Genomic DNA, 20797 nt, shown 5'->3' on the forward strand with positions numbered 1-20797 from the left:
ATTCCCGGTCGTTGCGCGCCCGTCGGGCCTGCCGTGGCCATGACGCCGACCTCGTGGACCGGGCGCGCAGGCACGGTGCGGAATGCGGCACGGATCGAGCCGGGTTACCTCCGTGTGAGTGATCGCCCACCGCCTGAGCCGCCGGCCGAGGATCCGTCCGGTGGGCCGGCGGCGGAGGCTGCCCGGCACCGGGTGTTCGCAGAGCACGTGCTGCCCGAGGTCGACGTTCTCCTGCGGGTGGCGCTCACCCTGACCCAGCAGGCTGTCGACGCCGAGGACCTGGTCCAGGACACCCTGATCCGGGCGTTCCGTGCCTGCGACCGGTTCGACGGCGCGCACCCGCGCGCGTGGCTGCTGACGATCCTGCGGCACACCCACCTCAACCGGGTGCGAACACGGCGCCCGGCCCTGCTCGCCGACCCCCAGACCCACGAGGAGGACCGTGTGAGCTGGCCCGGCGCACCCGCTCCCTCCACCCCCGAGGACCTCGTCCTCGGGGACGTCTTCGACCACGCCGTCGCCCGCGCCCTCGACGACCTGCCCGAGGTGTTCGGGTCCGTCGTCCGCCTCGTCGACCTCGACGGGCTCACCTACGCCGATGCCGCCCGGGTGCTCGACGTCCCGACGGGCACCGTGATGAGCCGCCTGCACCGCGGCCGCGCGCGGATCCGGGCCGCGCTGACAGCCGGCGGGGTCGCACCGGCAACCGCCCGCGCGCACCTGCGGACCGTGACCGGGAAGGAGGCCGGGGTATGAGCCGGCTGACGACGACGATGACGACGAGGCTGACGACGGCGATGATGTGGCTCATGGGCCGCGGCGACGAGGCCTCCTGCGCCGAGGTCGCCCGGCACCTGCAGTCCTACCTCGACGGACACACCGACGCGACGCAGGTCCGCCGGATCGAGAAGCACCTCGAGCACTGCCGCAGGTGCGGGCTCGAGGCCCGGACCTACCGCGAGATCAAGGGCGCGCTGTCGCGTCGCGGCGCTCCGGTCGACCCTGCGGCGGCTGCCCGGCTCACGGCCTTCGGGCAGTCGCTCCTCGCTGCCGGTGGCGACCGGCCGGACGACGAGGGGCCTGCGTGATGCGGTACGTCTTCGGCGTGCTCATCGTCGCTGCACTGCTGGTGTTCGTCGTGGGCACGGTCCGCGGCCGGGTCCGGGTCCGGTCCTGCTGCCCCGACCCGCGCAGTGACCTGCGGATGCGTGCCGCGTTCGCCGACGAGGGTCCGGACCCGACGGGCCGGGATGTCAGTCCGGGTCGTCCGTCCGACGGGCGAGGTACGTCCGGCTGAGGCGCTGCAACGAATCGCGTTCGGCGGCGCTACCGGCGACCGAGGCGAGCAGGTCGGCGGCGTGGCCTGCCGTGCGGAGGTCGCCGAGGGTCTGCGCCGCCTGCAACGTGGCGGTGCTGAGCGCGGCCGCGCGTTCGACGTCGCCGCGCCGGTGCGCGACGAGAGCAGTGAGAAGGTCGGCCCACCGGGCGGCGCGCGAGTCGCCGAGGGCCTCGAAGTCGGCGCGGGAGGCGTCGGCGTCCGCGGCGGCGCCGTCCAGGTCACCGGTGAGCAGCCGGACGTAGCCGCGCCGGTTGACGCCCCACGCGCGGGCCCAGCGGTTGCCGCTGCGTCGGGCGAGGCCCAGGCCGGTGTCGAGCGTCTCGAGCGCGCTGCGGGTGCCCTCGTCGGGTGCCAGGGACAGGATCGCCAGGCAGGTCGTCTCGGCGTCGAGGTCGCGGGCGCGACGGGCAGCGGCGAGGCCCTCCTCGGCCCACCGGGCACCGGTGTCGGGGTCGCCGCGCTCGATGGCGGCGAACCCGCGCCAGGCGGCGACGCTGCCGTAGCCGGGCACCTCGCCGATGCCGGGGGAGGCGGCCATGGCGTCCATCACCGTCGTGGTCCACCGGTCTGCGTCACGCAGCCGGCTGCGCCAGTCCCAGTAGCGGCCCAGGGCGGCGACGACCCGGACGGCGTCGGCGAGCCGGCCCCTGGCCACGGCGTGGGCGAGGGCGTTCTCGATGTCGGCGCGCGCGGTGTCCAGCCGGGCGAGCCACTGGAGCTGGTCGGGGCCGCGGATCCCGTCGTCGGCGCGGGCGGTGAGGTCGACCACCCAGTCCAGGAGCCGGTCGCGGGTCGGGTCGGCGCCTCCGCTGCCGTCGAGGCGGCGTGCGGCGTGGACGCGCAGCGGGCGCAGCAGGCAGAAGCGTGGCGCGGTGTCCTCTCCGGCACCGACGTGGTCGGCGGACCCCGGGCGTCGGGCAGGCGCGGCGACCACGTGGACGACGCTGCGGTCGGCCAGGTCGAGCAGCGTCGACAGGCTCGCCTCGGGGGACGTGCCGGTGACCGCCGCAGCGAGGTCTGCGTCGAAGACCCCCGCCAGGACGCTGCAGCGGGTGAACACGTCGAGGTGCTCCGGGGAGAGCAGGCTGAGGCTCCAGTCGACGGCGTCGACGAGGCGGCGGTGCCGGGCGGTGACGCGCAGGGTGTCGCGGTCGAGCAGGTCGAGGGAGCCGGCAAGCGAGTCCGCGAGCTGGGGCAGGGTCAGGTGCCGGGCCTGCGCCGCTGCGAGCTCGATGGCCAGAGGCACGCCGTCGAGCAGGGTCGCGATCCGGGTGGCCGCGCGGGCGTCGTCATCCGTCGGGGTCGCGAGGGCCGGCCGGACCTGCGCCGCGCGGTCGAGGAGCAGCAGTGCTCCGAGGTCGTCCGCGTCGGGGCCGGTCAGCGGTTCCAGCCGGAGCTGGTGCTCGCCCGACAGGCCGAGCGGCCACTGGCTCGTGACGACGACGGCCAGGTCCGGCGCCTGCGCGAGGAGCGCCGCGACGAGCGTCGCGACCCGGCCCAGGACGTGCTCGGCGTTGTCGAGCACCAGGGTGGTCCCGGCAGGCAGCGAGCGGGCCAGGACATCGGTCATGTCCCGGGTGCCGACCTCGCGCAGCCGGACGGCGGCCGCGACGGCGGCGGTCACGTCGCTGTCCGCGGCGAGGCTGTCGAGCAGGACGACGGCGACCGGGCCGTCGGTCCGGTAGGCGTTCTCCATCGCGAGCCGCGTCTTGCCGATCCCGGCCGGACCGACGAGGGTCACCAGCCGGACGCCGTCCGCCCGCCAGCGGCCCAGCTGGGCCAGGTCGACCTCGCGGCCCACGAGCCGGGACAGCGGCAGCGGGGGCAGCGGGCCGAGCCGCAGAGCGTCCACCCGGTCGCCGTGCCGCGGGCCGTCGGCCGCGGGCGCCCCGACCTGTGTCTGCACCTGGCTCTGCCCGATCCGTGGGGTGCCGATGAGGTCGGCGTGCAAGGACTGCAGGCCGGCGCTCGGGTCGACCCCCAGTTCGTCGGCGAGCGTGCGGCGCACCGTCTCGTAGACCGTCAACGCCTCCGCAGGCCGGCCGACGGCCGCGAGCACGGCGATCCGGCGCTCCCACAACGGTTCGTCGAGCGGGCGCCGGACGGTCGCGGTCGCGAGCCGTACCGCCGCCGCGTCGAGGGATGGTCGGTCCGCGGCGGCGAGGGCGCAATCGGCCGCGGCCACCTCGAGCCGTCCGCGCAACTCCTCCAGCCGCTCGGCCTCGACGTGCAGCGGGCCGTCTGCGACGCCGTCGAGGGGCTGCCCCCGCCAGGTGCCCAGGGCCGTCTCGACCACCGTCCTTGCGTCGCCCGCCGCACCGGCCACGAGCAGCGCGCTTGCCCGGGCCGCAGCCGCAACGGCGCGGCCGACGTCCGTCCTCTCCGGCACCAGGTCGAGGCGGTACCCGGACGGCACGGTCCTCAGGAGCCCCCGGGCCGGGCCGAGGCACCGACGGACCGCCGACACGAGCTGCTGCAGCGCGTTCTCAGGATCCTCCGGAAGACCGCCCGGCCAGAGCTCCTCGACGAGCCGGGACGCGGGGACCGTCTCGCCCGCCCGCAGCGCGAGCGCGGCCAGCAGGAGCTGCTGGCGGCCGCGACGCAGCAGCACGGCCCGACCGTCGACGACGGCCTCGACCGGGCCGAGCAGCCGCACCTCGAGGCGCACCGGTGGAGCAGCGTCCGCTGTCACGCGCCGGACGATACCCCCGCACGGGGGCCGTGATCTGTCGTCGACCTGTCACGGACCTGTCCCGCCCGGAGCGCCATGGCGCACCCGTGGCACAGCCCCGCGAAAGCCGGACACGCGACGGTCGTCCAGACCACCACCACCACATCGCCGGTGATCGACACCGGCAGTCAGGAGACGACCATGGCCACCCTCGTCCGCGAGTTCACCCTCACTGCGCCGGCGCAGCAGGTCTGGGACGCCGTCGCCGACGTCGGCGGCGTCAACCGGCTCATCGACTTCCTCGGTGAGGTGACCGTCGACGGCGACATCCGGAGCTGCCAGCTCGGCGACGCCGGCGCCCTGCGCGAGCTCATCGTGAGCGTCGACCACGACCTGCGGCGGCTCGCGTACTCGATCCAGGCCTCGCCGTTCGGGTTCACCCACCACCACGCCTCGATGCAGGTCACCCCGGTGGATGACGCCACGAGCCGGTTCACCTGGATCACCGACGTCGCCCCCGACACCCTCGCCGGCGCGGTCACCGAACCCGTCGACACCGCCGTCGACTCCATCAAGCGCCACTTCGCCTGAGAGGCAACGCCATGAAGAAGACCAGGAAGATCAGCGTCACGAGCACAGCCCGCGTCGACGTCCCCGCCGACCGGCTCTGGTCGGTCCTCGCCGACGAGTTCGAGAGCATCTCGCACTGGGCGAGCACCATTCCCGTCTCGGGGCACAACGACGTCGCCGCAGCAGTCGTGGACGGCGCGCCGTCGGTCGGCCGGTCGTGCACCATCCCCGGGTTCGGCGTCACCGACGAGCGCTTCACCCACTTCGACGCCGCCCGACGGACCTTCACCTACTCCGTCGCCGCCACCAAGATGCCGTCGTTCGTCACCTCGGTCGAGAACACCTGGACGGTCCGGGACCTCGGTGGCGGTCGCAGCGAGGCCACGAGCGTCGCGACCGCCCACGTCGCCGGCCTTGTCGGTGCCCTCGCCGCACCGATGATGCGGCTCCAGCTCGCCCGCACCTTGCGGCCGACCCTCGAGGACCTGAAGGTCTACGCCGAGACGGGGCGGGTCTCCGCCCGGAAGGCACGACAGACGCAGAGGGCACGGGCCAGGGCCGCCTGACCCGTCCCGTCAGGCGTTGCCCGGGGCACGAGCCACCTCCGCCCCGGGCAACCTGCCCTGGTCGCCAGAAGATGCCGCACACACTCCCTCGCAGGGAATCGCTGCGCTCTGAACCACTGCGCAGACTGCAGGTATGGACCTGATGATGCAGCACGAGATCGGCGTCCCGGCGGACCGCGCCTGGGACGTCGTGGGCCGGCACTTCGCCGACATCGGCGGCTGGGCCGCCCCGATCCTGGGCTCGTCGCTCGACGCACCGGAACCTGCGGTCGGGGCGACCCGGACCTGCCACATCCTCGGCGTCGGCCCCTTCCCCGCCGGCGCCGTCCGGGAGCAGCTCCTGCACTACGACGACACCGCCCGATCCCTGCACTACCAGGCGGTCGACGGGATGCCGGCGTTCGTCACCCGCGCGGTGAACAGGTGGACCGTGATGCCCCTCGCGGCCGACCGCTGCGCGGTACACGTGCACGCCACCCTGACCCTGAGCCGTCCCTTCCGGATGCTCGGTCCGGTGCTCCGGATCCGGATGCGAGGAGAGTCCCGCGCCGTGCTGACCGACCTCGAACACATCCTGCTCACCGGCCGGCCGCACCCGCGCAAGCAGCCGGCGCCAGTGCCGGGCACCGGGCCGGGCGAAGGAGCGGATGCTCCTACAGTTCGAGGATGAGCGACAGCACGAGCCCGGACCCAGGCGCAGACCTCCGCACGCCGAGCCCGTTCGGACGACGACTGCGCTACTGGCGCGGGCTGCGCGGCCTGTCCCAGCTCGACCTGGCCGTGGCCGCCGGGACGACGCCACGCCACGTCTCCTTCGTCGAGACCGGCCGCTCACGGCCCGGCGCTGACCTCGTCCTGCGCCTCGCCGACGTCCTCGCGGTACCCGTCCGGGAACGCAACGACCTCCTGACCTCGGCCGGCTGCGCACCGGCCTACCCGACCCGCCACCTCGACGACCCCGCCATGGCCGCCGTCCGCGACGTCCTGGCCCGGGTCCTCGAGCGGCACGAGCCCTACCCCGGGTGGGTGATCGGCCGTGGCCTGCGGTTCCTCGCCGCGAACCGTGCCGCGCACACGCTGTTCCCCGGCCTGACCGACCTCAGCCCGGCGCAGGTCGTGGACCTGTGGTTCGGCGAGGGCCCCTACCGGGACCGGGTCGAGAACTGGCGCGACGTCGTCCGCGCCACCTTGACCACCCTGCGCAGGGAGGCGTTCCTCACCGGCGACCGGGACGTTGTCGCGCTGCTCGGACGGGCGCAGGATCTCGCCGGCAGCCTCGGGACGTCGAGCGGCACCGGGGACGGGGAAGGCTCGCACAGCACGGACGGCGACCTGCCCGTGACATGTCCCGTTCTGCTCGTCGGAGGCCGCCGGGTGCGAACCGTCTCGACCGTCATGCGGTTCGACGCCGCGGCGGAGGTCACCACGTCCGAGCTAGATGTCGAGCTCATGTTCCCCGCGGACCCGGACAGCGATGCCGCCCTCCGGGAGCTCACGGCCGCACCCCGATCGAACGGCGCGGCCCCGGTCAGGGCCAGTCACGCAGCGCCCGAAGTCTTCTGACGCTCCCTGACGTATCGCGAGGGCCGGCCGGCCCTCGCTCCCGCCCAGACAGCTATCGCGCGGATGGACATTGAGCGGGCTCTCGTGACGGGCCGTGCCGACGCGTCCGGCCGACCTGCGAGGACGCCACCGGTTGTCGCCCGATCCGACGAGACTGCGAACCGACTGCTAACGCCTCGGTTATCACCACGTTCGCAGCCGTCTCACAAAGCGAGACCAGCGGTCCACCGTTTCGGTGAAACCGCTGGTCAGAGTCTTGCCAGGTGGTGCGCCGTCAGGGACTCGAACCCCGAACCCGCTGATTAAGAGTCAGCTGCTCTGCCTATTGAGCTAACGGCGCGAACGCTCGACGAGGTTATCAGGGGCCGGGCCGCGGAGTGAAATCGGTTCCCCGGGGCTGCCGTCACCACGCTGTCTGCGGCTCCGGCTCGCCGGCGAGCAGCTCGTCGGAGTGCGGGCCGTGGGGCATCGAGAGGTCCATGACGAGGGTCAGCGGGAGGTGGCCGTCGAGCCATCGCATGGCGAGCGGGCGGAGCCGGGCCGGGTCGGGCAGCAGGAGGTCGCAGGCGCGCTCGTGGGCCAGCCACGACGCCGTGCGCACCGTCTCCACCGTCTGCGCGAAGTCGCCTCGCATCACCGGTCACCGTCCTGTCCGCCGGCACGGGCCCGAGTCCCGTGCTCGGCGTGGATGTCGACGTGTGCAGGAGGGCACTTGACGGGACCGTCACCCGAAGGGACGTGCTCAGGGGCCGGGGTTCACCCGGGTGCGCGGTCCGGCGACGGGCTGTGACCGCGTTGCGACGGACCGGGCGCGGGCGGACGGCGGCCCCGCGCAGGGACTCCACCTGCCCCCGCGCGGGGCCGCCGTGCTCGTGGGCCGCCCGGCCCGCTCAGCGGGTGTCGCTGGCCACCTGGGTGCTGCCGAGGATGCTCGCCCGGCCGGCCTCGAGGCGGGCGACGGGCACCCGGAACGGCGAGCAGGAGACGTAGTCGATGGCGATGGACTCGAAGAAGTGGATCGAGTCCGGGTCACCGCCGTGCTCGCCGCAGACACCCACGGTGAGGTCGGGCTTGACCTCCTTGCCCTCCCAGGCCGCGATCCCGACGACCCGCCCGACGCCGGCGACGTCGATCGACTCGAACGGGCTCACCGAGAAGATCCCGTGCTCCATGTACTGCGGGAAGAACGCGGCCTCGACGTCGTCGCGGCTGAAGCCCCACACGGTCTGGGTCATGTCGTTCGTGCCGAACGAGAAGAAGTCGGCCTCCTCGGCGATCTGCGCCGCCGTCATCGCGGCCCGCGGCAGCTCGATCATCGTGCCGATCGGGATGTGCAGGTCGACACCGGTCTCGGTGGCGACCCGGGCGAGCGTCTTCTCCGACTCGTGCCGGATGACGACGAGCTCCTCGACGGTCGCGATGAGCGGCACCATGATCTCCGGCCGCGGGTCCTTGCCGGCCTTCTTCAGCCGCGCGGACGCCTCGGCGATCGCCTGCACCTGCAGCTGGAACAGGTCCGGGACGACGAGACCGAGCCGGACGCCGCGGGTGCCGAGCATCGGGTTCTGCTCGTGCAGGCGCTGCACCTGGCGCAGCAGCTCCTCGGCCTCCGCGTCCCGCTTCCCGAGCGCCTCGGCGACGGCGACCTTGACGGACAGGGTCGTGAAGTCGGGGAGGAACTCGTGCAGCGGCGGGTCGAGCAGCCGGATGACGACCGGCAGGCCGTCCATCGCCTCGAGGATCCCGACGAAGTCCTCGCGCTGCAGGGGGAGCAGCTCCTGGAGGGCCGCGTTCCGGGCGTCCGGCGTCCGGGCCAGGATGAGTCGCTCGACGATGCCGCGCCGGGAGCCGAGGAACATGTGCTCGGTGCGGCACAGCCCCACGCCGGAGGCGCCGAAGCCGCGCGCCTTCGCCGCGTCGTCCGGGGTGTCGGCGTTGGCCCGCACGCCCATCCGGCGCCGCGCGTCCGCGTGGTCCATGATCCGCTGGACGGCGTCGAGCAGCTCGTGCTCGTCGGCGTCGATCCGGCCGTCGAGGGTCTCGCCGCGGAGCACCTCGGCGACGGGGGAGGGGGACACCGGGACGGCGCCGAGGTAGACCTCGCCGTTCGTGCCGTCGATGGAGATGACGTCGCCCTCGGCGAAGCGCCGGCCGTCGGTCGTCGTCACCTCGTGGTGCTTCGGGTCGACGCGCAGGGCCTCGACGCCGACGACGCACGTGCGGCCCATGCCGCGCGCGACGACGGCCGCGTGGGACGTCTTGCCGCCGCGGCTGGTGAGGACGCCACGGGAGGCGACCATGCCGCCGAGGTCGTCGGGGTTGGTCTCGCGGCGCACGAGGATGACGTCGTCGCCGTTCGCCGCCCACTCGATCGCCGTCTCGGACGTGAACGCCGCCCTGCCGACGGCGGCACCGGGGCTCGCCGCCATGCCGGTGGCGAGCAGCGTCCGGTCCGCCTTCGGGTCGAACTGGGGGAACATCAGCTTGGCGAGCTGGTGACCGTTGACCCGGGTCACCGCGGTGTCCATGTCGATGACGCCCTCGTCGACGAGCTGGACGGCGATCCGGAAGGCCGCGGCCGCCGTCCGCTTCCCGACGCGGGTCTGGAGCATCCAGAGCCGCCCGCGCTCGATGGTGAACTCGATGTCGCACAGGTCCTTGTAGTGGCTCTCGAGCACGTGCATGATCCGCTGCAGCTCGGTGTGCGAGGCCGGGTCGATGCGCGCGAGGTCGTCGAGGCTCAGGGTGTTGCGGATGCCGGCGACGACGTCCTCGCCCTGCGCCTTCTCGAGGTAGTCGCCGTACGAGCCGGGGCGGCCGCTCGCGGGGTCGCGGGTGAAGGCGACGCCGGTGCCGGAGTTGTCGCCGAGGTTGCCGAAGACCATCGCCATGACGTTGACGGCGGTGCCGAGGTCGTCCGGGATCTTCTCCTGGCGGCGGTAGAGCCGGGCGCGGTCGGTGTTCCACGACCGGAAGACCGCGAGCACGGCCATGGACAGCTGCTCGCGCGGGTCCTGCGGGAAGTCGCGGCCGGTCTCGGCGCGGACGACGTCCTTGTACTCCGCGACGAGCGCGCGCAGGTCGTCGGCGTCCAGCGAGAGGTCGTTCGTCGAGCCGTGCGCGGCCTTCTTCGCGTCGAGGCGCTCCTCGAAGCGGGCGCCGTCGATGCCGAGGACGGTCTTGCCGAACATCTGGACGAGCCGGCGGTAGGAGTCCCACGCGAAGCGCGGGTCGCCGGAGTGGGTCGCGAGGCCCTCGACGGAGGCGTCGTTGAGCCCCACGTTGAGGACGGTCTCCATCATCCCGGGCATCGAGAACTTGGCCCCGGAGCGCACCGAGAGCAGCAGCGGGTCGTCGGCGTCGCCGAGGGTGCGGCCGAGCCGCGACTCCATCCGGGAGAGGTGCTCCTCCATCTGGACGGCGAGCTCGGTCGGCTCCTCGTCGTGGAGGAGGAACCAGCGGCAGGCGTCGGTCGTGATCGTGAACCCGGGCGGGACGGGCAGCCCGAGGTTCGTCATCTCGGCGAGGTTCGCGCCCTTGCCGCCGAGGAGGTCCTTGAGGTCCTTGTTGCCGTCGGCGAAGTCGAAGACGAACGTGCCGGAACCGGTCGGCGCGTCCGGGCGCGTGGTCACGGTCGCCGCGACGGGGGACTGCTGGGTGGTCGAGGTCTGCACCCCGAGCGTGTCGGTGGACAGGGCGTTCGGCTCGTCAGGGCCGGGCTCGGCGGCTCGGGTCTCGGGATGTGTTGTCGGCATCGTTGCCTCCTCGGCGGACGTCCGGGTTTCCCGGCGCAGGTCCACCCTCGCCCTCCTCGACCGGCCCATCGTGGGACCAAGGGCTCACAGGTGCACGTCCGTGCGTATGCGGACGGCGGCCGGACGGCGGTCGGACGGCGGCCGGACGGGCCCCCGACGGCGGCTCGCCGGGCGCATGCCGGGCCGCGGCCGCGGGCAGTGGAGGCGCAGCAGCCGCGGCGAGCACGTCGCGGCGCTCCATGAGGGAGTCCCCATGATCGAGGTCAGCCGCCGCGTGCACGCAGGTCCGGAGGCCGTGTGGCGCGTCCTCGCGGACGGCTGGACGTACCCGTCGTGGGTCGTCGGGGCGTCCCGGATGCGCGCCGTCGACCCGGCGTGGCCGCGCGCCGGCGCCGAGCTGCACCACTCCGCAGGGGCCTGGCCGCTGCTGCTCAGCGACACGACGTCCGTCGTCGAGGCGGTGCCGGGGCGCCGGCTCGTCCTGCAGGCCCGGGGCTGGCCCGTCGGCGAGGCCCGGGTCGACATCCGGGTCGACCCGGACGCCGCGGGGTGCGTCGTGACGATCGTCGAGGACGCCACCCACGGCGTCGCGCGGCTCGTCCCGGCCCGTGCCCGGCAGCTCCTGATGGGCGCCCGGAACACCGAGACGCTCAAGCGGCTCGCCCTGCTCGCCGAGGCCCACGGGCACCCGTCCGAGGACGACGACGCCGCCGGCGGCGGCCCCGAGAGGTCCGAGATCCACGAGTCGTGACCCGCGCGCCCGGGGGCCGCGCTACGGGAGCGGGTGCCCGGGGGTCCGCTGGACGCGGCGCTGGGCCGCGACGAGGAGGCGGTCCCGCAGGCCGCCGAGCCCGGTCGACCGCAGAGCCGCCTGCGCCGCGATCCAGCCCGCCGCACCGTGCACGCCGCCGCCCGGGTGCGCCGAGGCGGACGCGAGGTAGAGGTTGCGGACGACGGTCTCCGAGCGGCCCAGCCCGGGCACCGGGCGCAGGACGAGCTGCTGGTGCAGCTGCGCCGTCCCGCCGTTGAGCGAGCCGTCGACGAGCGACGCGTCACCCTCCTGCAGGTCGGCCGGGGTCTGCACCCAGCGGTGCCGGACGACGTCCCGGAACCCGGGCGCGTGCGCCTCGAGCAGGTCGTCCATGCGCGCGGCGAGCGCGTACGCGGCCTCCCGGGTCGGGCGGCCCTTCGGCAGGTGGCTGTAGGCCCAGAGCGCCTCCCCGCCGGCCGGGGCCCGGGTCGGGTCGGCCGTGGCCATCTGCCCGACGAGCACGAACGTGTGCTCGCTCGGCCGCCCGACGGCCAGGGACGACGACCACAGGGCGAGCTCTTCGGCGTCCGCGCCGAGGTGCACCGTCCCGGCCTGGGCCGCACCCTCGGCCCGCCACGGCACCGGGCCGTCGAGCGCCCAGTTCACCTTGACCGTCGGGCTGTCGCGCTCGAAGCGCGCGAGGTCCCGCACCAGGCCGGGCGGCAGGTGGTCGGTCCCGACGAGCCCGCCGAGGAGCGTCGGCGCGTCGACGTCCGCGACGACGGCCCGCCGCGCCCGGACGGCGAGCCCGCCCGCCGTCCGGACGCCCACCGCGCGGCCGCCGGCCACGAGGATCCGGTCGACCCGTTCGCCGGTGCGGATCTGCGCGCCGTGCGCCCGGGCGCGGGCGGCGAGGGCCTCGGCGAGCCGGCCCGCACCGCCCTCGGGGACCGGGAAGCCGACGTCCTGGCCGAGCATCGTCAGCAGCCAGCCGAAGACGCCGCTCATCGGGGCGACGGCCGGCACGTCGCTGTGCATCGCGTTGCCGGCCAGGAGCAGCCGCCCGCCCTGGCCGCCGAAGAGCTCCTCGCCGAGCCGGTGGACCGGCAGGAGCATCTGCCGGAGGGTGCGCAGCAGCTCGTCGGGTCCGAGCCGGGCGGCCAGCCGGGCGCCGGCCCGGACGGGCGGGAAGGGCGAGAAGAGCGCGTCGAGCAGCGGGTCCCGCAGCCGCTCCCACTGGTCGACCAGCCGCAGCCAGGTCTCGCCGTCACCCGGGTGCTCGGCGTCGAGGCCCTTCGCGGTGTCCTCGGCGTCCCGGTGCAGCACGTGCGCCCGCTCCGCCCCGGGACGTTCCAGGTGCGCGAGGACGGCGGGCGCGTGCGCCCAGCGCAGGCCGTGGTCCTCCAGACCCAGCCGGCGGATGACGCCCGACCCGGCCGCGAGCGGGTAGAAGGAGCTGTAGAGGTCGTGGACGTACCCGGGGACGATCTCCGCGGACGCCACGGCGCCGCCCACCGCGGGCGCCGCCTCGAGGACGACGGTGTCCCAGCCCGCCTCGGCGAGCGCGTTCGCTGCGACGAGCCCGTTCGGTCCGGCACCGATGACCACCGCGTCGCACGTGAGCTGCTCCATGCCGTCCTCGTGCCCGCGGCGGACCCCCGTCACACCTGCGACGGGCCGGCGTGACGCGGGTCGCGCCCGGCGGCGACCGAGGTCCCGCCCCCGGCCCCCGGGCGGGGGCGAGAGTCGAAGGACCTGATGTCGCACCGAAGGACGTGGCCATGCCCGTCGACGAGAGCCCCGCCGCCCGACCCGACCCCGACGCAGCGCCGCCGGACCCGCTCGTGCCCGAGCACCTCGCCGCCTGGTACCCGGGCGACCTCGAGCAGGCCCGCGCCGCGCACGCCGGCCACACGCCGTCCGGGCTGCCCGCCCACCGCGACCCGGCGCCGCACCCCGCCCCGGAGCACGAGGAGACCCCGGCCGAGGGCGGGGAGTTCCTCGCGTCCTGGTACGCCGGCGACCTCGGCGCCGCGGCCCGTGCCCGGCGCGACCACGACGAGGCCGTCCGCCAGGGCCGCACCTCGGGCTGATCCGGGCACGAAGAAGCCCTGTTGCCAACCGCTCGGGGGTTCGGCTGGCAACAGGGCGTCACCGATTACATCGGTCGGCGACCCCGGGCGTTACACCTCGAAGGGATGACTTCTGCGTTCACCCGTTCGGTGGAGCCCCTCGGGCTCCCCGGCGGCTCAGAGCGTGGCGAGGGCCGCACGCACCTGCGCGAGGTCGTCGACGACCGCGTGCACGCCGATCGCCGCGGCGTCGTGCCCCGGCTCGTCCCGCTGCCGGTGCCGGTCCACCCAGATCGTCGGCAGGTCGAGCGCCCGGCTGGTCCGGATGTCGTGGAACCAGCTCTGGGCCACGTGCACCCACGCCCCCGGGGCGGGCGCGAAGCTCGCGCCGAACCGGCGGAAGTGGGCGACGTCCGGCTTGTAGGCGCCGACGTCCTCGGCCGTGACGACGGCGTCGAACGGGACGACGAGGCGGCGCTGGCTCTGCGCGATGAGGTCGCGGTCGCAGTTGGTGAGGATCGCGAGGTTCCAGCCGTCGGCGCGCAGCGTCGCCAGCGCCGCCCGGACGTCGGGGAAGACCGGCCAGTACGGCAGACCCGTCCCGAGCACGCCGGCGTCGTCGGGGAGCAGGTCCACGCCGGCGTCGGCGCAGGCCCGCCGCAGCGACTCCGCGAGCACGTCGGCGTACCGGGCCGTGGGGCGCTCGGTCTGGACGTCGGGCTCGTGCCGGCTGAAGCCCGCGAGGAGCTCCTCGCCCCGGCCGGGGAACAGCAGCTCGGCCCCGGTCCGGATGCCGTGCCGCCAGTCGACGAGGGTGCCGAAGCAGTCGAACGTGAGCCATCGCATGGGCGGAGGATAGGGCCCCCGGGCCCGGTGCCGTCGTCCGCCGCGGTCGTTCAGTGCCGGCGTGCCGGGCGCGCCGCGAGCGCGTCCTGCGGCTCCGGGGCGATCGCGACCGGGGCGAGCGCGAGCACCTGGGCCACGCAGTCGTGGCACTCCCGGCGCCGCAGGTAGCCCCGTGAGCTCGTCGCGACGACGGTGCCGTCGGCCGCCTCGAGGACCCAGGTCCAGCGGCCGGTGCGCGCGTTGCGGACGAGGACCGTCGAGGCGCCGAGGACGGCCGTGCGGGCCCGCTCCACGGCCTCGACGCACGCCTGCGGCGACGCGTACACCGCGGGGGAGCGGGCGAGGTCGCGGTGGTTGCGGCTCAGCAGCCGCCACCCGAACCACGGGACGTCGCGCCCGTCCGTCGCGACCGGCTCGACCACGGGCCACGACGGGTCGAGGTTCGCACCGGTGCGCACGCCACCGACGATCTGGAAACGGGCCGTCTCCATCGTCGCAGCCCTCCGCACGCCCGTCCGGGCAGCAGGTCCGCACCGGACGCCCCACGCTGTCGCGTCCGCGTCACCCGGGGGCGTCGCGAGGTTGAACGGGAGGGGAGCACTGCGTGAAGAACGGTGTCGCCCGGCACCCGACGCCTCGCCCCAGGGGGCCCGCGGGTGGTCTTTCGCCGACCTGTCCGCGCGGCGACCGCGGTCGGGGTAACTTCTGCTTCCCCAGAAGATCGTCTTCACGAGGAGATCGCTCGATGAGCTTCGCCGACGCAGTACGCACCTGCCTGTCCAAGTACGTCGACTTCAGCGGCCGGGCGCGCCGCTCGGAGTACTGGTGGTTCTACCTCGCCGCGATCATCCTGATCGTGGTCGGCATCGTCATCGACGGGGTCGTCGGGACCACGTCGGTCTTCCAGGGTCTCGCGAGCCTCGCGATCCTGCTGCCGTCCCTCGCGGCCGGGGTCCGCCGCCTGCACGACACCGACCGTTCCGGCTGGATGATCCTCCTCGGCCTCATCCCGCTCGCCGGTCCGATCATCCTGCTCGTGTTCTTCGTCCAGGACAGCAAGCCCGGCGCGAACCAGTACGGCCCCAACCCGAAGATGTCGGGCGAGGTCGCCTACGGGGCGCCGGCCTGACGGCTGCCCGACCCGCTCCACGCCGAAGGCCGGCCGCCCGCGAGGGCGACCGGCCTTCGTGCTGCCCGGCCTTCGTGCTGGTCCGGGGCCGCCGGTGTCAGGTCGTCGAGACGACGAGCTGCGGCGGGTTGGCCCCCTCCCGGCTGGAGAAGATCCCCGAGTCCGTGCTGGACGTCGTGAGCCCGAGGTCGAGGGTGCCGTTCGCCGTCACCGCGGAGGTGACGTCGAGCTCCACCCACTGGCCCACGGTCGTTCGCCCCGCCGTCGACAGCGCGGCCCCGGACGTCGCCGGCTGGGTGCTCCACGTCAGCCCGGTCTCGGTCCACGCACCGGTCGTCCGGAAGACCGACCCGCCGACGGCGCTCGCGTCGGTGACGAACAGACGCAGCTTCGCCGAGGTCACGGTCGAGGCGATGCCGGAGACCGAGAACCGCAGGTACGTCCGGTAGTCCCCGGGCGAGGCCGTCGTCCCGGCGCGCAGCCGCACCGACGTCGCGGTGCCGTAGTTCGTCGTCGCGCTCGTCGACTTCGTCTGCGCGTCGGCGACGGGCGTGAAGGTCAGCGACGTCCCGGGCGACGGTGGCGGGGGCGGAGGNGGCGGAGGCGGCGGGGGCGGCGGCGTGCCGCCCCCGGTGCCCGCGGCCGGCATCGCGGCGCCGTCGACGAGGACGTCGTCGAGCGTGCTCGCACCGTTGCCCGTCGTCGTCCCGAACCGCAGCGCGGTCGCCGCGGTCGTCCAGGTCCCGGTGGCGGTCCGTGCGAACGGCGTGCCGTACTCGGTGCCGACCGGTGCGACGAACGCCTCGAGCACGGCGTTCGCGCCGGTCCCGCGGCGCTGGTGCACGCCGACCCGGTACGTCGTCCCCGGCGTGAGCGGCGCGGACTCCACGCCGACCGTCGTCGACCCGTTGCGCAGCCGCAGCTTCCCGGACGTCGCCCGCACCTGGAGCGCCGCGACCGTCGTCGTCCCGTTGAGCACCTGGAGCACCCGGGTGTCGGTCGTCGGTACCGTGTCGAGGCGCAGCAGACCGCTCACGTAGAGGTCGTCGCGGGCGGTGAACGCCTCCTCCAGGTACGCGCTGGTCCCGCCGAAGCGGGCGGAGCCGTTGCCCGCCAACGGGTTCGTCGTCTCCCGGGTGACGGTGCCGCTGACCCGGTCGGCGCCCGTCGACGGGTCGGTCAGCGACGCGTTCTCGAACGTCATGCTCTTGATCCGGTCCGACGCCCCGGCGAGGTCGAGCTGCAGGTCGACGACCGCGTAGGTGCCCGTCGTGACGATCGCCTGCGCGCTCGCCGTCGAGTAGCCGGCGGCCGAGGCCGTCACCGTGTACGTGCCCGGCGGGACGTCGAAGCGGTAGCGGCCGATCGCGTCGGTCGTCGTGGTGCTCGTGCCGAGCTTCACCGTCGCGCCGACGAGCGGGTTGCCCGTGACCCGGTCGGTGACCCCGCCGGTGACGAACGTGGCGCTCGCGGTGAGCCCGACGTCCTGCGTGATCGTCGTGTTCGGCGGGAGCGTCACGTCGAGCGTGCGGGGCTCGTACCCGATGGACGTCACCGTGAGGGTCAGCGGCCCGGACGGCGCCCCGGCGATCGTGTACGAGCCGTCGGCCGCGGTCGTCACCGTGCGGCCGGACGACGACGAGACGACGGCGTCGGGCAGCCCGGCACCGGTACCGGCGTCGGTGACGCGGCCGGTCACGGTGCCCGGCGGGACGAGCGCGACGTTCGTCGTGACGTCGGCGCCGGCGGCGACGAGCACGGTGCGGGTCACGGTCGCGAAGCCGGCCCGGGTGAACGTCAGGCCCTGCTCCCCGGGGGTGAGGCCGGGCAACGTGTAGCGGCCGTCGGCCCCGGTGGTCGTGGTCGCCGACCCGGCGGTCACGGTGACGCCCGCGAGCGGCGCGCCGCCCGACGTCACGAGCCCGACGGCCCGGCCGGGGGTCAGCGCCGCCGACGAGTCGATCCGGACGATCTTGCCGACGGAGGGCACGCCGGCCGCGTTCTTCACGACGAGCATGTAGTTGCCGGGCGGGGCGATGTTCCCGTTCGCCGGTGCGGTGGCGGTGACCCCGGTCCCCGTCGCGGTGAACTGCAGCGGCACGTAGCGCTGGTTCTGGTCCCAGGCGTGCGTCGCGGCGCCGAGCCGGATGAGCGCGACCGAGGTGATCGACGCGGCGTCCGGGGTGGTGACGGCGAGCGGCGTCCCGTAGCCGGCGACCGCGGGCGCCGAGGTGATCGTCGGGCGCGCGCCCTTGAGCAGGTACGGCGGCGTGTAGATCTGCGCGTGCAGGCGGCCGGTCGCCTCGCCGCCGGCCGTGAGCACCCGGCCGTCGAGCATGAGGACGGCGGACGAGTGGTACATCCGGGCCTCGGACATCGCACCGAGCGTCGACCAGGTGCGGGTCTGCGGGTTCCAGATCTCCGCCGGGAGCACGGCGCTCGCCTCGGAGTCGCCGGACGCCGTCCCGCCGACCGCGAGCACCTGCCCGTCGGCGAGCAGCACCATGTTCATCCGGCGCCGGGCGAACGCCATCGGCGCCGTCTCGGTCCACGCGGGGGAGGCCACGGTCATGTCGACGACCGCCGTCCGGCTGATCGCCGGGTCGCCGCCGCCGGCGCGCATGATCTTGCCGGGCGCGTACATGACGGACGACTCGGAGTACCCGTTGGTGCTCCAGCCGTTCGTCGGGCCGGGCGACCAGGAGCCGGTGCCGGCGAGGTCGAGCAGAGCGGTGCTCGCGCCCGGGGCCGCCTCGAAGACCTTGCCGTTCGGCAGCACGTACATGTGCGGGTAGAGCGCCTGGCTGCGGACCCCGCCGGTGAGCGGCGTCCACGCGTTCGTCTTCGGGTCGTAGACCTCCGGCGTCGTGATCCGCCGGCCCGCCGCGTCGTCCCCGGACGTCGACAGCAGCCGGCCGTCGGCGAGCGCGGTGACGCTGGCGTACCAGCGCTCGTACGTCATCGGGGTGCCCTCGGTCCAGGTCTGCGTGCCCGGGTCGAAGAGCGCGGTCACCTTGGTGCCGATGTGGGTGCCGCCGTTCTGGCCGCCGAGGACGACGACCCGGCCGTCGGCGAGCTGGGCGTTGCCGGCGCAGTGCAGGTCACCGAAGAGCGCCGGGGCGTCGGTGAAGGCGCCCGTGCCCGGGTCCCAGACCCGCGCGTTCTCACCCGTCGACCAGACGAGCACCTTGCCGGTGGGCAGGGCCGCCATGTGCTTGCCCTGCAGGCCCCAGTCGAGGACCGGGCCCCACGTGCCGGTGTCGACGTCCGCCGCCTGGGACAGCGTCCCGACGGCGACGGTCGCGCCGCTCGCGACGGTCGCCACGACGAGCGCGGGTGCCAGCGACCGTCGCCAGCGGGACGCCGTCCCGCCGCGCCGCCGCCATCGCGGCCCGCGCCGCGCAGCCGTCCCTGTCGTGCCGTCCGTGCTCTCGTCTGCCGCCACGCGTGCGCGCCCCTGCCCTCGTCCGGCCGCGCGTCGTCGCGACGGCCCGTCCCCTCCTGCCGTCACAGGTGCCGTGACGGCAGGGTGACGAGGTTAGGTGAGGCTCAGCTGCACAGGTCGGGAAGACACGGGCATCTCGGCCGTTCGGGGGGTGCCGCGGCAGTGGCCCGGACGCACGGAAGGCCGGTCCGTGCGGACCGGCCTTCCGTACTGCATGGGGTGAGTGACGGGACTTGAACCCGCGACACCCGAGACCACAACCCGGTGCTCTACCAGCTGAGCTACACCCACCATGCGCCGGTCTCCCGGCGGCCTCGTCAAGTGTACCCGGACCGCGGGGGTGGTCCGCGCGGGGTTTCGGGACGACGCCGCCCGGGCCGCCCGCGGCTAGTGGGCCGGGCCGGCGTTCTTGTACTTCGCCGCGATGGCCCGTGCGGTGTCGCTGTCCGGCCCGGGCTGGGGCACGAAGAGCGCCTCGCGGTAGTACTTGAGCTCCTCGATGCTCTCCCGGATGTCGGCGAGCGCACGGTGCCCGCCGTTCTTCTCCGGCGAGGCGAAGTAGACCCGGGGGTACCAGCGCCGGGCGAGCTCCTTGACCGACGACACGTCGATGATCCGGTAGTGCAGGTACTGCTCGAGCTCGGGCATGTCGCGCGCGAGGAAGCCGCGGTCGGTCGCCACGGAGTTGCCCGCGAGCGGCGCCTTCCGCGGCTCGGAGACCCACTCGCGCACGTAGGCCATGACGGCCTCCTGCGCCTCCTCGATCGTCACCCCGGCGTCGAGCTCGGTGATGAGCCCCGACGAGGTGTGCATGTCCCGCACGAAGTCGACCATCTGCTCGACGGCCGCCGCGGGAGGCTTGATGACCAGGTCGACGCCGTCACCGAGGATGTTCAGCTCGGAGTCGGTGACGAGCGCGGCCACCTCGACGAGGGCGTCGGCCATCAGGTCGAGCCCCGTCATCTCGCAGTCGATCCAGACGATGCGGTCCTGGGACCTGTCGCTGCCGTTCGCCACGGCCGTCACTCTAACCGGCGCTCGGTGATCTCTGCCGCCTGGTCGTCGGACACGGTGCGTCGTCCCACCGGACGGCGCGTGTGGAGCACGAGCAGCTCGTCCAGGCTGAGCGTCCCCGGCGCGGGCCGGGAGACCGGCACGTCCGGCGTCCCGTTCCACGGGACGTCCTGCCCGGTGCCGTCCGGCTGCACGACGTCGGACTCGGGGAGCATGAGGACGTCGGGGACGTCCGGCTCCGGGAGCACGACGAGGTAGGGCTCGGACGACGCGCCCTGGTCCCGGGGGAGCGGCTCGAGGGGCGCGGGCTCGCGACGGACGGCGGCCGGCCGCGGCGCCCCCGGCCGGCGGATCTCGGGGCGCCGGGCCCGGCGGGCCCAGAGCGGGTCGATCGCGGCCGCGGCGCCCGCGCGGTCGGTGACGGAGCGGTCCGTCGGGGACGGCGCGACCTCGGCCGCCGGTTCGCCGCGCCGGGCCGGGGGAGCCGGGGACGCCGCCTCGACCCGGTTCTGCTCGACGGTGAGGTCGAGCGCCGGGGCGAGCCACAGCGGGTCCAGCGCGGGGTCGAGGACGGTCGGCTCCGCGGCGACCGCGTCGAGGTTGAGCGGGCCGGAGAGCGGGTCGGGCGTGCGCCGGGACGGCACGACCGGCACCGGGGCGGCGGTCGCCGCCGAGGCGCCGGGCAGCGGGGCCGGCGGGGCGACCGGGACCGGGGCGACCGGCAGCGGGCCGGGCGCCGGCACCTGGGCGACACCGGTCATCGGCGTCGGCACCGGCCGCGGGCCGGCCGGGACCTGGACGCCGGGCAGGGTCGGCGGCGCGGGGACCGGCGCCGCCTGTGCGGGGGCGTCGTGCGCGGCCTGCGCCGGGGCGCCCATCTCGAACGGGGCGACCGGGAGCACTCCGCGGGAGCCCGCGCCGGGGCCGGCGACCGGTGCGTCCCCGGTGCGCCGGGACCGGCGGCTCGACGGGGTCCTCGCGGCCGGGACCCCCGGGTGCTCCGGGGTCCGGTCGCCGGGTGCGCCCTGGGCCGGCACGGCGCCCGCCGCGAGCGGGCCGCCGTCGTCCGCGCCGGG

General features: G+C 74.8%; 17 protein-coding genes, 2 tRNA genes and 2 pseudogenes. 9 read left to right on the forward strand and 12 right to left on the reverse strand.

From position 1 onward, the window contains the following. Positions 1–192: 192 nt before the first annotated feature. Complete coding sequence (locus tag ECOMGDLI_RS04345) at positions 193–756, forward strand: sigma-70 family RNA polymerase sigma factor (RefSeq protein WP_198954542.1); 564 nt, start codon at positions 193–195, stop codon at positions 754–756. Then, entirely contained in the window at positions 753–1088 is a 336-nt protein-coding gene (locus tag ECOMGDLI_RS04350; RefSeq protein ID WP_198954543.1) for an anti-sigma factor, read from the forward strand. The genes ECOMGDLI_RS04345 and ECOMGDLI_RS04350 overlap by 4 nt, the downstream gene beginning before the upstream one ends. A 165-nt stretch (positions 1089–1253) precedes the next feature. Here ECOMGDLI_RS04350 and ECOMGDLI_RS04360 read toward each other — a convergent pair whose 3' ends face one another. After that, positions 1254–4031 carry a BTAD domain-containing putative transcriptional regulator gene (locus ECOMGDLI_RS04360; RefSeq protein ID WP_088314206.1) on the reverse strand — a complete coding sequence of 926 codons (2778 nt, stop codon included), beginning with the start codon at positions 4029–4031 and terminating at the stop codon, positions 1254–1256. A gap of 180 nt (positions 4032–4211) precedes the next feature. On the opposite strand from ECOMGDLI_RS04360, the gene ECOMGDLI_RS04365 reads away from it, so the two are divergent. The 4 genes from ECOMGDLI_RS04365 to ECOMGDLI_RS04380 all read left to right on the forward strand — a co-directional run bounded on the left by ECOMGDLI_RS04365 (position 4212) and on the right by ECOMGDLI_RS04380 (position 6709). Next, positions 4212–4601 (forward strand): SRPBCC family protein, encoded by a 390-nt coding sequence (locus ECOMGDLI_RS04365; RefSeq protein WP_158220896.1) that lies wholly within the window; start codon positions 4212–4214, stop codon positions 4599–4601. 11 nt (positions 4602–4612) lie between these two features. Beyond that, on the forward strand, positions 4613–5146 hold the full coding sequence (locus tag ECOMGDLI_RS04370; protein ID WP_088314212.1) for an SRPBCC family protein: 534 nt from the start codon (positions 4613–4615) through the stop codon (positions 5144–5146). 133 nt (positions 5147–5279) lie between these two features. Continuing rightward, positions 5280–5816: an SRPBCC family protein gene (locus ECOMGDLI_RS04375; RefSeq protein ID WP_088314215.1), complete on the forward strand. Its 537-nt coding sequence runs from the start codon at positions 5280–5282 to the stop codon at positions 5814–5816. Further along, entirely contained in the window at positions 5813–6709 is an 897-nt protein-coding gene (locus ECOMGDLI_RS04380; RefSeq protein ID WP_088314218.1) for a helix-turn-helix domain-containing protein, read from the forward strand. The genes ECOMGDLI_RS04375 and ECOMGDLI_RS04380 overlap by 4 nt, the downstream gene beginning before the upstream one ends. Before the next feature lie 264 nt (positions 6710–6973). Here the strand turns inward: ECOMGDLI_RS04380 and ECOMGDLI_RS04385 are convergent. The 3 genes from ECOMGDLI_RS04385 to ppdK all read right to left on the reverse strand — a co-directional run bounded on the left by ECOMGDLI_RS04385 (position 6974) and on the right by ppdK (position 10464). Next, positions 6974–7049: transfer RNA gene (locus ECOMGDLI_RS04385), tRNA-Lys, on the reverse strand. Between the two features lie 63 nt (positions 7050–7112). After that, the gene (locus tag ECOMGDLI_RS04390) at positions 7113–7343 is read right to left on the reverse strand and encodes a hypothetical protein (RefSeq protein WP_143447510.1); all 231 of its coding nucleotides are present in this window, start codon (positions 7341–7343) and stop codon (positions 7113–7115) included. Between the two features lie 256 nt (positions 7344–7599). After that, the gene (gene ppdK, locus ECOMGDLI_RS04395; RefSeq protein ID WP_088314252.1) at positions 7600–10464 is read right to left on the reverse strand and encodes a pyruvate, phosphate dikinase; all 2865 of its coding nucleotides are present in this window, start codon (positions 10462–10464) and stop codon (positions 7600–7602) included. A gap of 253 nt (positions 10465–10717) precedes the next feature. Between ppdK and ECOMGDLI_RS04400 the strand changes: the two genes are divergently transcribed. Continuing rightward, on the forward strand, positions 10718–11215 hold the full coding sequence (locus ECOMGDLI_RS04400; protein WP_088314255.1) for an SRPBCC family protein: 498 nt from the start codon (positions 10718–10720) through the stop codon (positions 11213–11215). A gap of 21 nt (positions 11216–11236) precedes the next feature. Here the strand turns inward: ECOMGDLI_RS04400 and ECOMGDLI_RS04405 are convergent, their stop codons facing one another. After that, complete coding sequence (locus tag ECOMGDLI_RS04405) at positions 11237–12847, reverse strand: NAD(P)/FAD-dependent oxidoreductase (RefSeq protein ID WP_088314223.1); 1611 nt, start codon at positions 12845–12847, stop codon at positions 11237–11239. Positions 12848–12996: 149 nt separating this feature from the next. Here ECOMGDLI_RS04405 and ECOMGDLI_RS04410 point away from each other — a divergent pair, with 149 nt between their 5' ends. After that, on the forward strand, positions 12997–13308 hold the full coding sequence (locus ECOMGDLI_RS04410; RefSeq protein WP_088314226.1) for a hypothetical protein: 312 nt from the start codon (positions 12997–12999) through the stop codon (positions 13306–13308). A 156-nt stretch (positions 13309–13464) separates the two neighbouring features. Here the strand turns inward: ECOMGDLI_RS04410 and ECOMGDLI_RS04415 are convergent, their stop codons facing one another. Together ECOMGDLI_RS04415 and ECOMGDLI_RS04420 are read right to left on the reverse strand one after the other, a co-directional pair. Further along, positions 13465–14133 carry an HAD-IA family hydrolase gene (locus ECOMGDLI_RS04415; protein WP_088314229.1) on the reverse strand — a complete coding sequence of 223 codons (669 nt, stop codon included), beginning with the start codon at positions 14131–14133 and terminating at the stop codon, positions 13465–13467. A gap of 50 nt (positions 14134–14183) precedes the next feature. After that, the gene (locus tag ECOMGDLI_RS04420; protein WP_088314232.1) at positions 14184–14624 is read right to left on the reverse strand and encodes a DUF1508 domain-containing protein; all 441 of its coding nucleotides are present in this window, start codon (positions 14622–14624) and stop codon (positions 14184–14186) included. Between the two features lie 254 nt (positions 14625–14878). Between ECOMGDLI_RS04420 and ECOMGDLI_RS04425 the strand changes: the two genes are divergently transcribed. Beyond that, on the forward strand, positions 14879–15262 hold the full coding sequence (locus ECOMGDLI_RS04425; protein ID WP_088314234.1) for a DUF805 domain-containing protein: 384 nt from the start codon (positions 14879–14881) through the stop codon (positions 15260–15262). 97 nt (positions 15263–15359) lie between these two features. Here ECOMGDLI_RS04425 and ECOMGDLI_RS35785 read toward each other — a convergent pair. From ECOMGDLI_RS35785 to ECOMGDLI_RS34440, 5 genes and pseudogenes are all read right to left on the reverse strand, one after another. Next, positions 15360–15857 (reverse strand): DNRLRE domain-containing protein (locus tag ECOMGDLI_RS35785; RefSeq protein ID WP_233153310.1); only part of this gene is annotated, 498 nt, incomplete at its 5' end. A 1-nt stretch (position 15858) separates the two neighbouring features. Continuing rightward, positions 15859–18473 (reverse strand): annotated as a pseudogene (locus ECOMGDLI_RS36665) (carboxypeptidase regulatory-like domain-containing protein); the annotation flags it as partial. A 449-nt stretch (positions 18474–18922) separates the two neighbouring features. Then, positions 18923–18998, reverse strand: a tRNA-His gene (locus tag ECOMGDLI_RS04435). Positions 18999–19094: 96 nt separating this feature from the next. Next, entirely contained in the window at positions 19095–19724 is a 630-nt protein-coding gene (gene orn, locus ECOMGDLI_RS04440; protein WP_088314257.1) for an oligoribonuclease, read from the reverse strand. A 5-nt stretch (positions 19725–19729) separates the two neighbouring features. Next, positions 19730–20797, reverse strand: a pseudogene (locus ECOMGDLI_RS34440) (hypothetical protein); the annotation flags it as partial.

The organism is Kineosporia sp. R_H_3, from assembly GCF_002198675.1.
In the GTDB taxonomy this organism is placed as follows: Bacteria; Actinomycetota; Actinomycetes; order Actinomycetales; family Kineosporiaceae; genus R-H-3.

What these genes read in the sequence shown, in the direction of transcription:
- ECOMGDLI_RS04350 (WP_198954543.1), top strand. Translation starts at nt 753, where the DNA reads ATGAGCCGGCTGACGACGACGATGACGACGAGGCTGACGACGGCGATG.
- ECOMGDLI_RS04365 (WP_158220896.1), top strand. Translation starts at nt 4,212, where the DNA reads ATGGCCACCCTCGTCCGCGAGTTCACCCTCACTGCGCCGGCGCAGCAG.
- ECOMGDLI_RS04370 (WP_088314212.1), top strand. Translation starts at nt 4,613, where the DNA reads ATGAAGAAGACCAGGAAGATCAGCGTCACGAGCACAGCCCGCGTCGAC.
- ECOMGDLI_RS04375 (WP_088314215.1), top strand. Translation starts at nt 5,280, where the DNA reads ATGGACCTGATGATGCAGCACGAGATCGGCGTCCCGGCGGACCGCGCC.
- ECOMGDLI_RS04380 (WP_088314218.1), top strand. Translation starts at nt 5,813, where the DNA reads ATGAGCGACAGCACGAGCCCGGACCCAGGCGCAGACCTCCGCACGCCG.
- ECOMGDLI_RS04390 (WP_143447510.1), bottom strand. Translation starts at nt 7,343, where the DNA reads ATGCGAGGCGACTTCGCGCAGACGGTGGAGACGGTGCGCACGGCGTCG.
- ppdK (WP_088314252.1), bottom strand. Translation starts at nt 10,464, where the DNA reads ATGCCGACAACACATCCCGAGACCCGAGCCGCCGAGCCCGGCCCTGAC.
- ECOMGDLI_RS04400 (WP_088314255.1), top strand. Translation starts at nt 10,718, where the DNA reads ATGATCGAGGTCAGCCGCCGCGTGCACGCAGGTCCGGAGGCCGTGTGG.
- ECOMGDLI_RS04405 (WP_088314223.1), bottom strand. Translation starts at nt 12,847, where the DNA reads ATGGAGCAGCTCACGTGCGACGCGGTGGTCATCGGTGCCGGACCGAAC.
- ECOMGDLI_RS04410 (WP_088314226.1), top strand. Translation starts at nt 12,997, where the DNA reads ATGCCCGTCGACGAGAGCCCCGCCGCCCGACCCGACCCCGACGCAGCG.
- ECOMGDLI_RS04415 (WP_088314229.1), bottom strand. Translation starts at nt 14,133, where the DNA reads ATGCGATGGCTCACGTTCGACTGCTTCGGCACCCTCGTCGACTGGCGG.
- ECOMGDLI_RS04420 (WP_088314232.1), bottom strand. Translation starts at nt 14,624, where the DNA reads ATGGAGACGGCCCGTTTCCAGATCGTCGGTGGCGTGCGCACCGGTGCG.
- ECOMGDLI_RS04425 (WP_088314234.1), top strand. Translation starts at nt 14,879, where the DNA reads ATGAGCTTCGCCGACGCAGTACGCACCTGCCTGTCCAAGTACGTCGAC.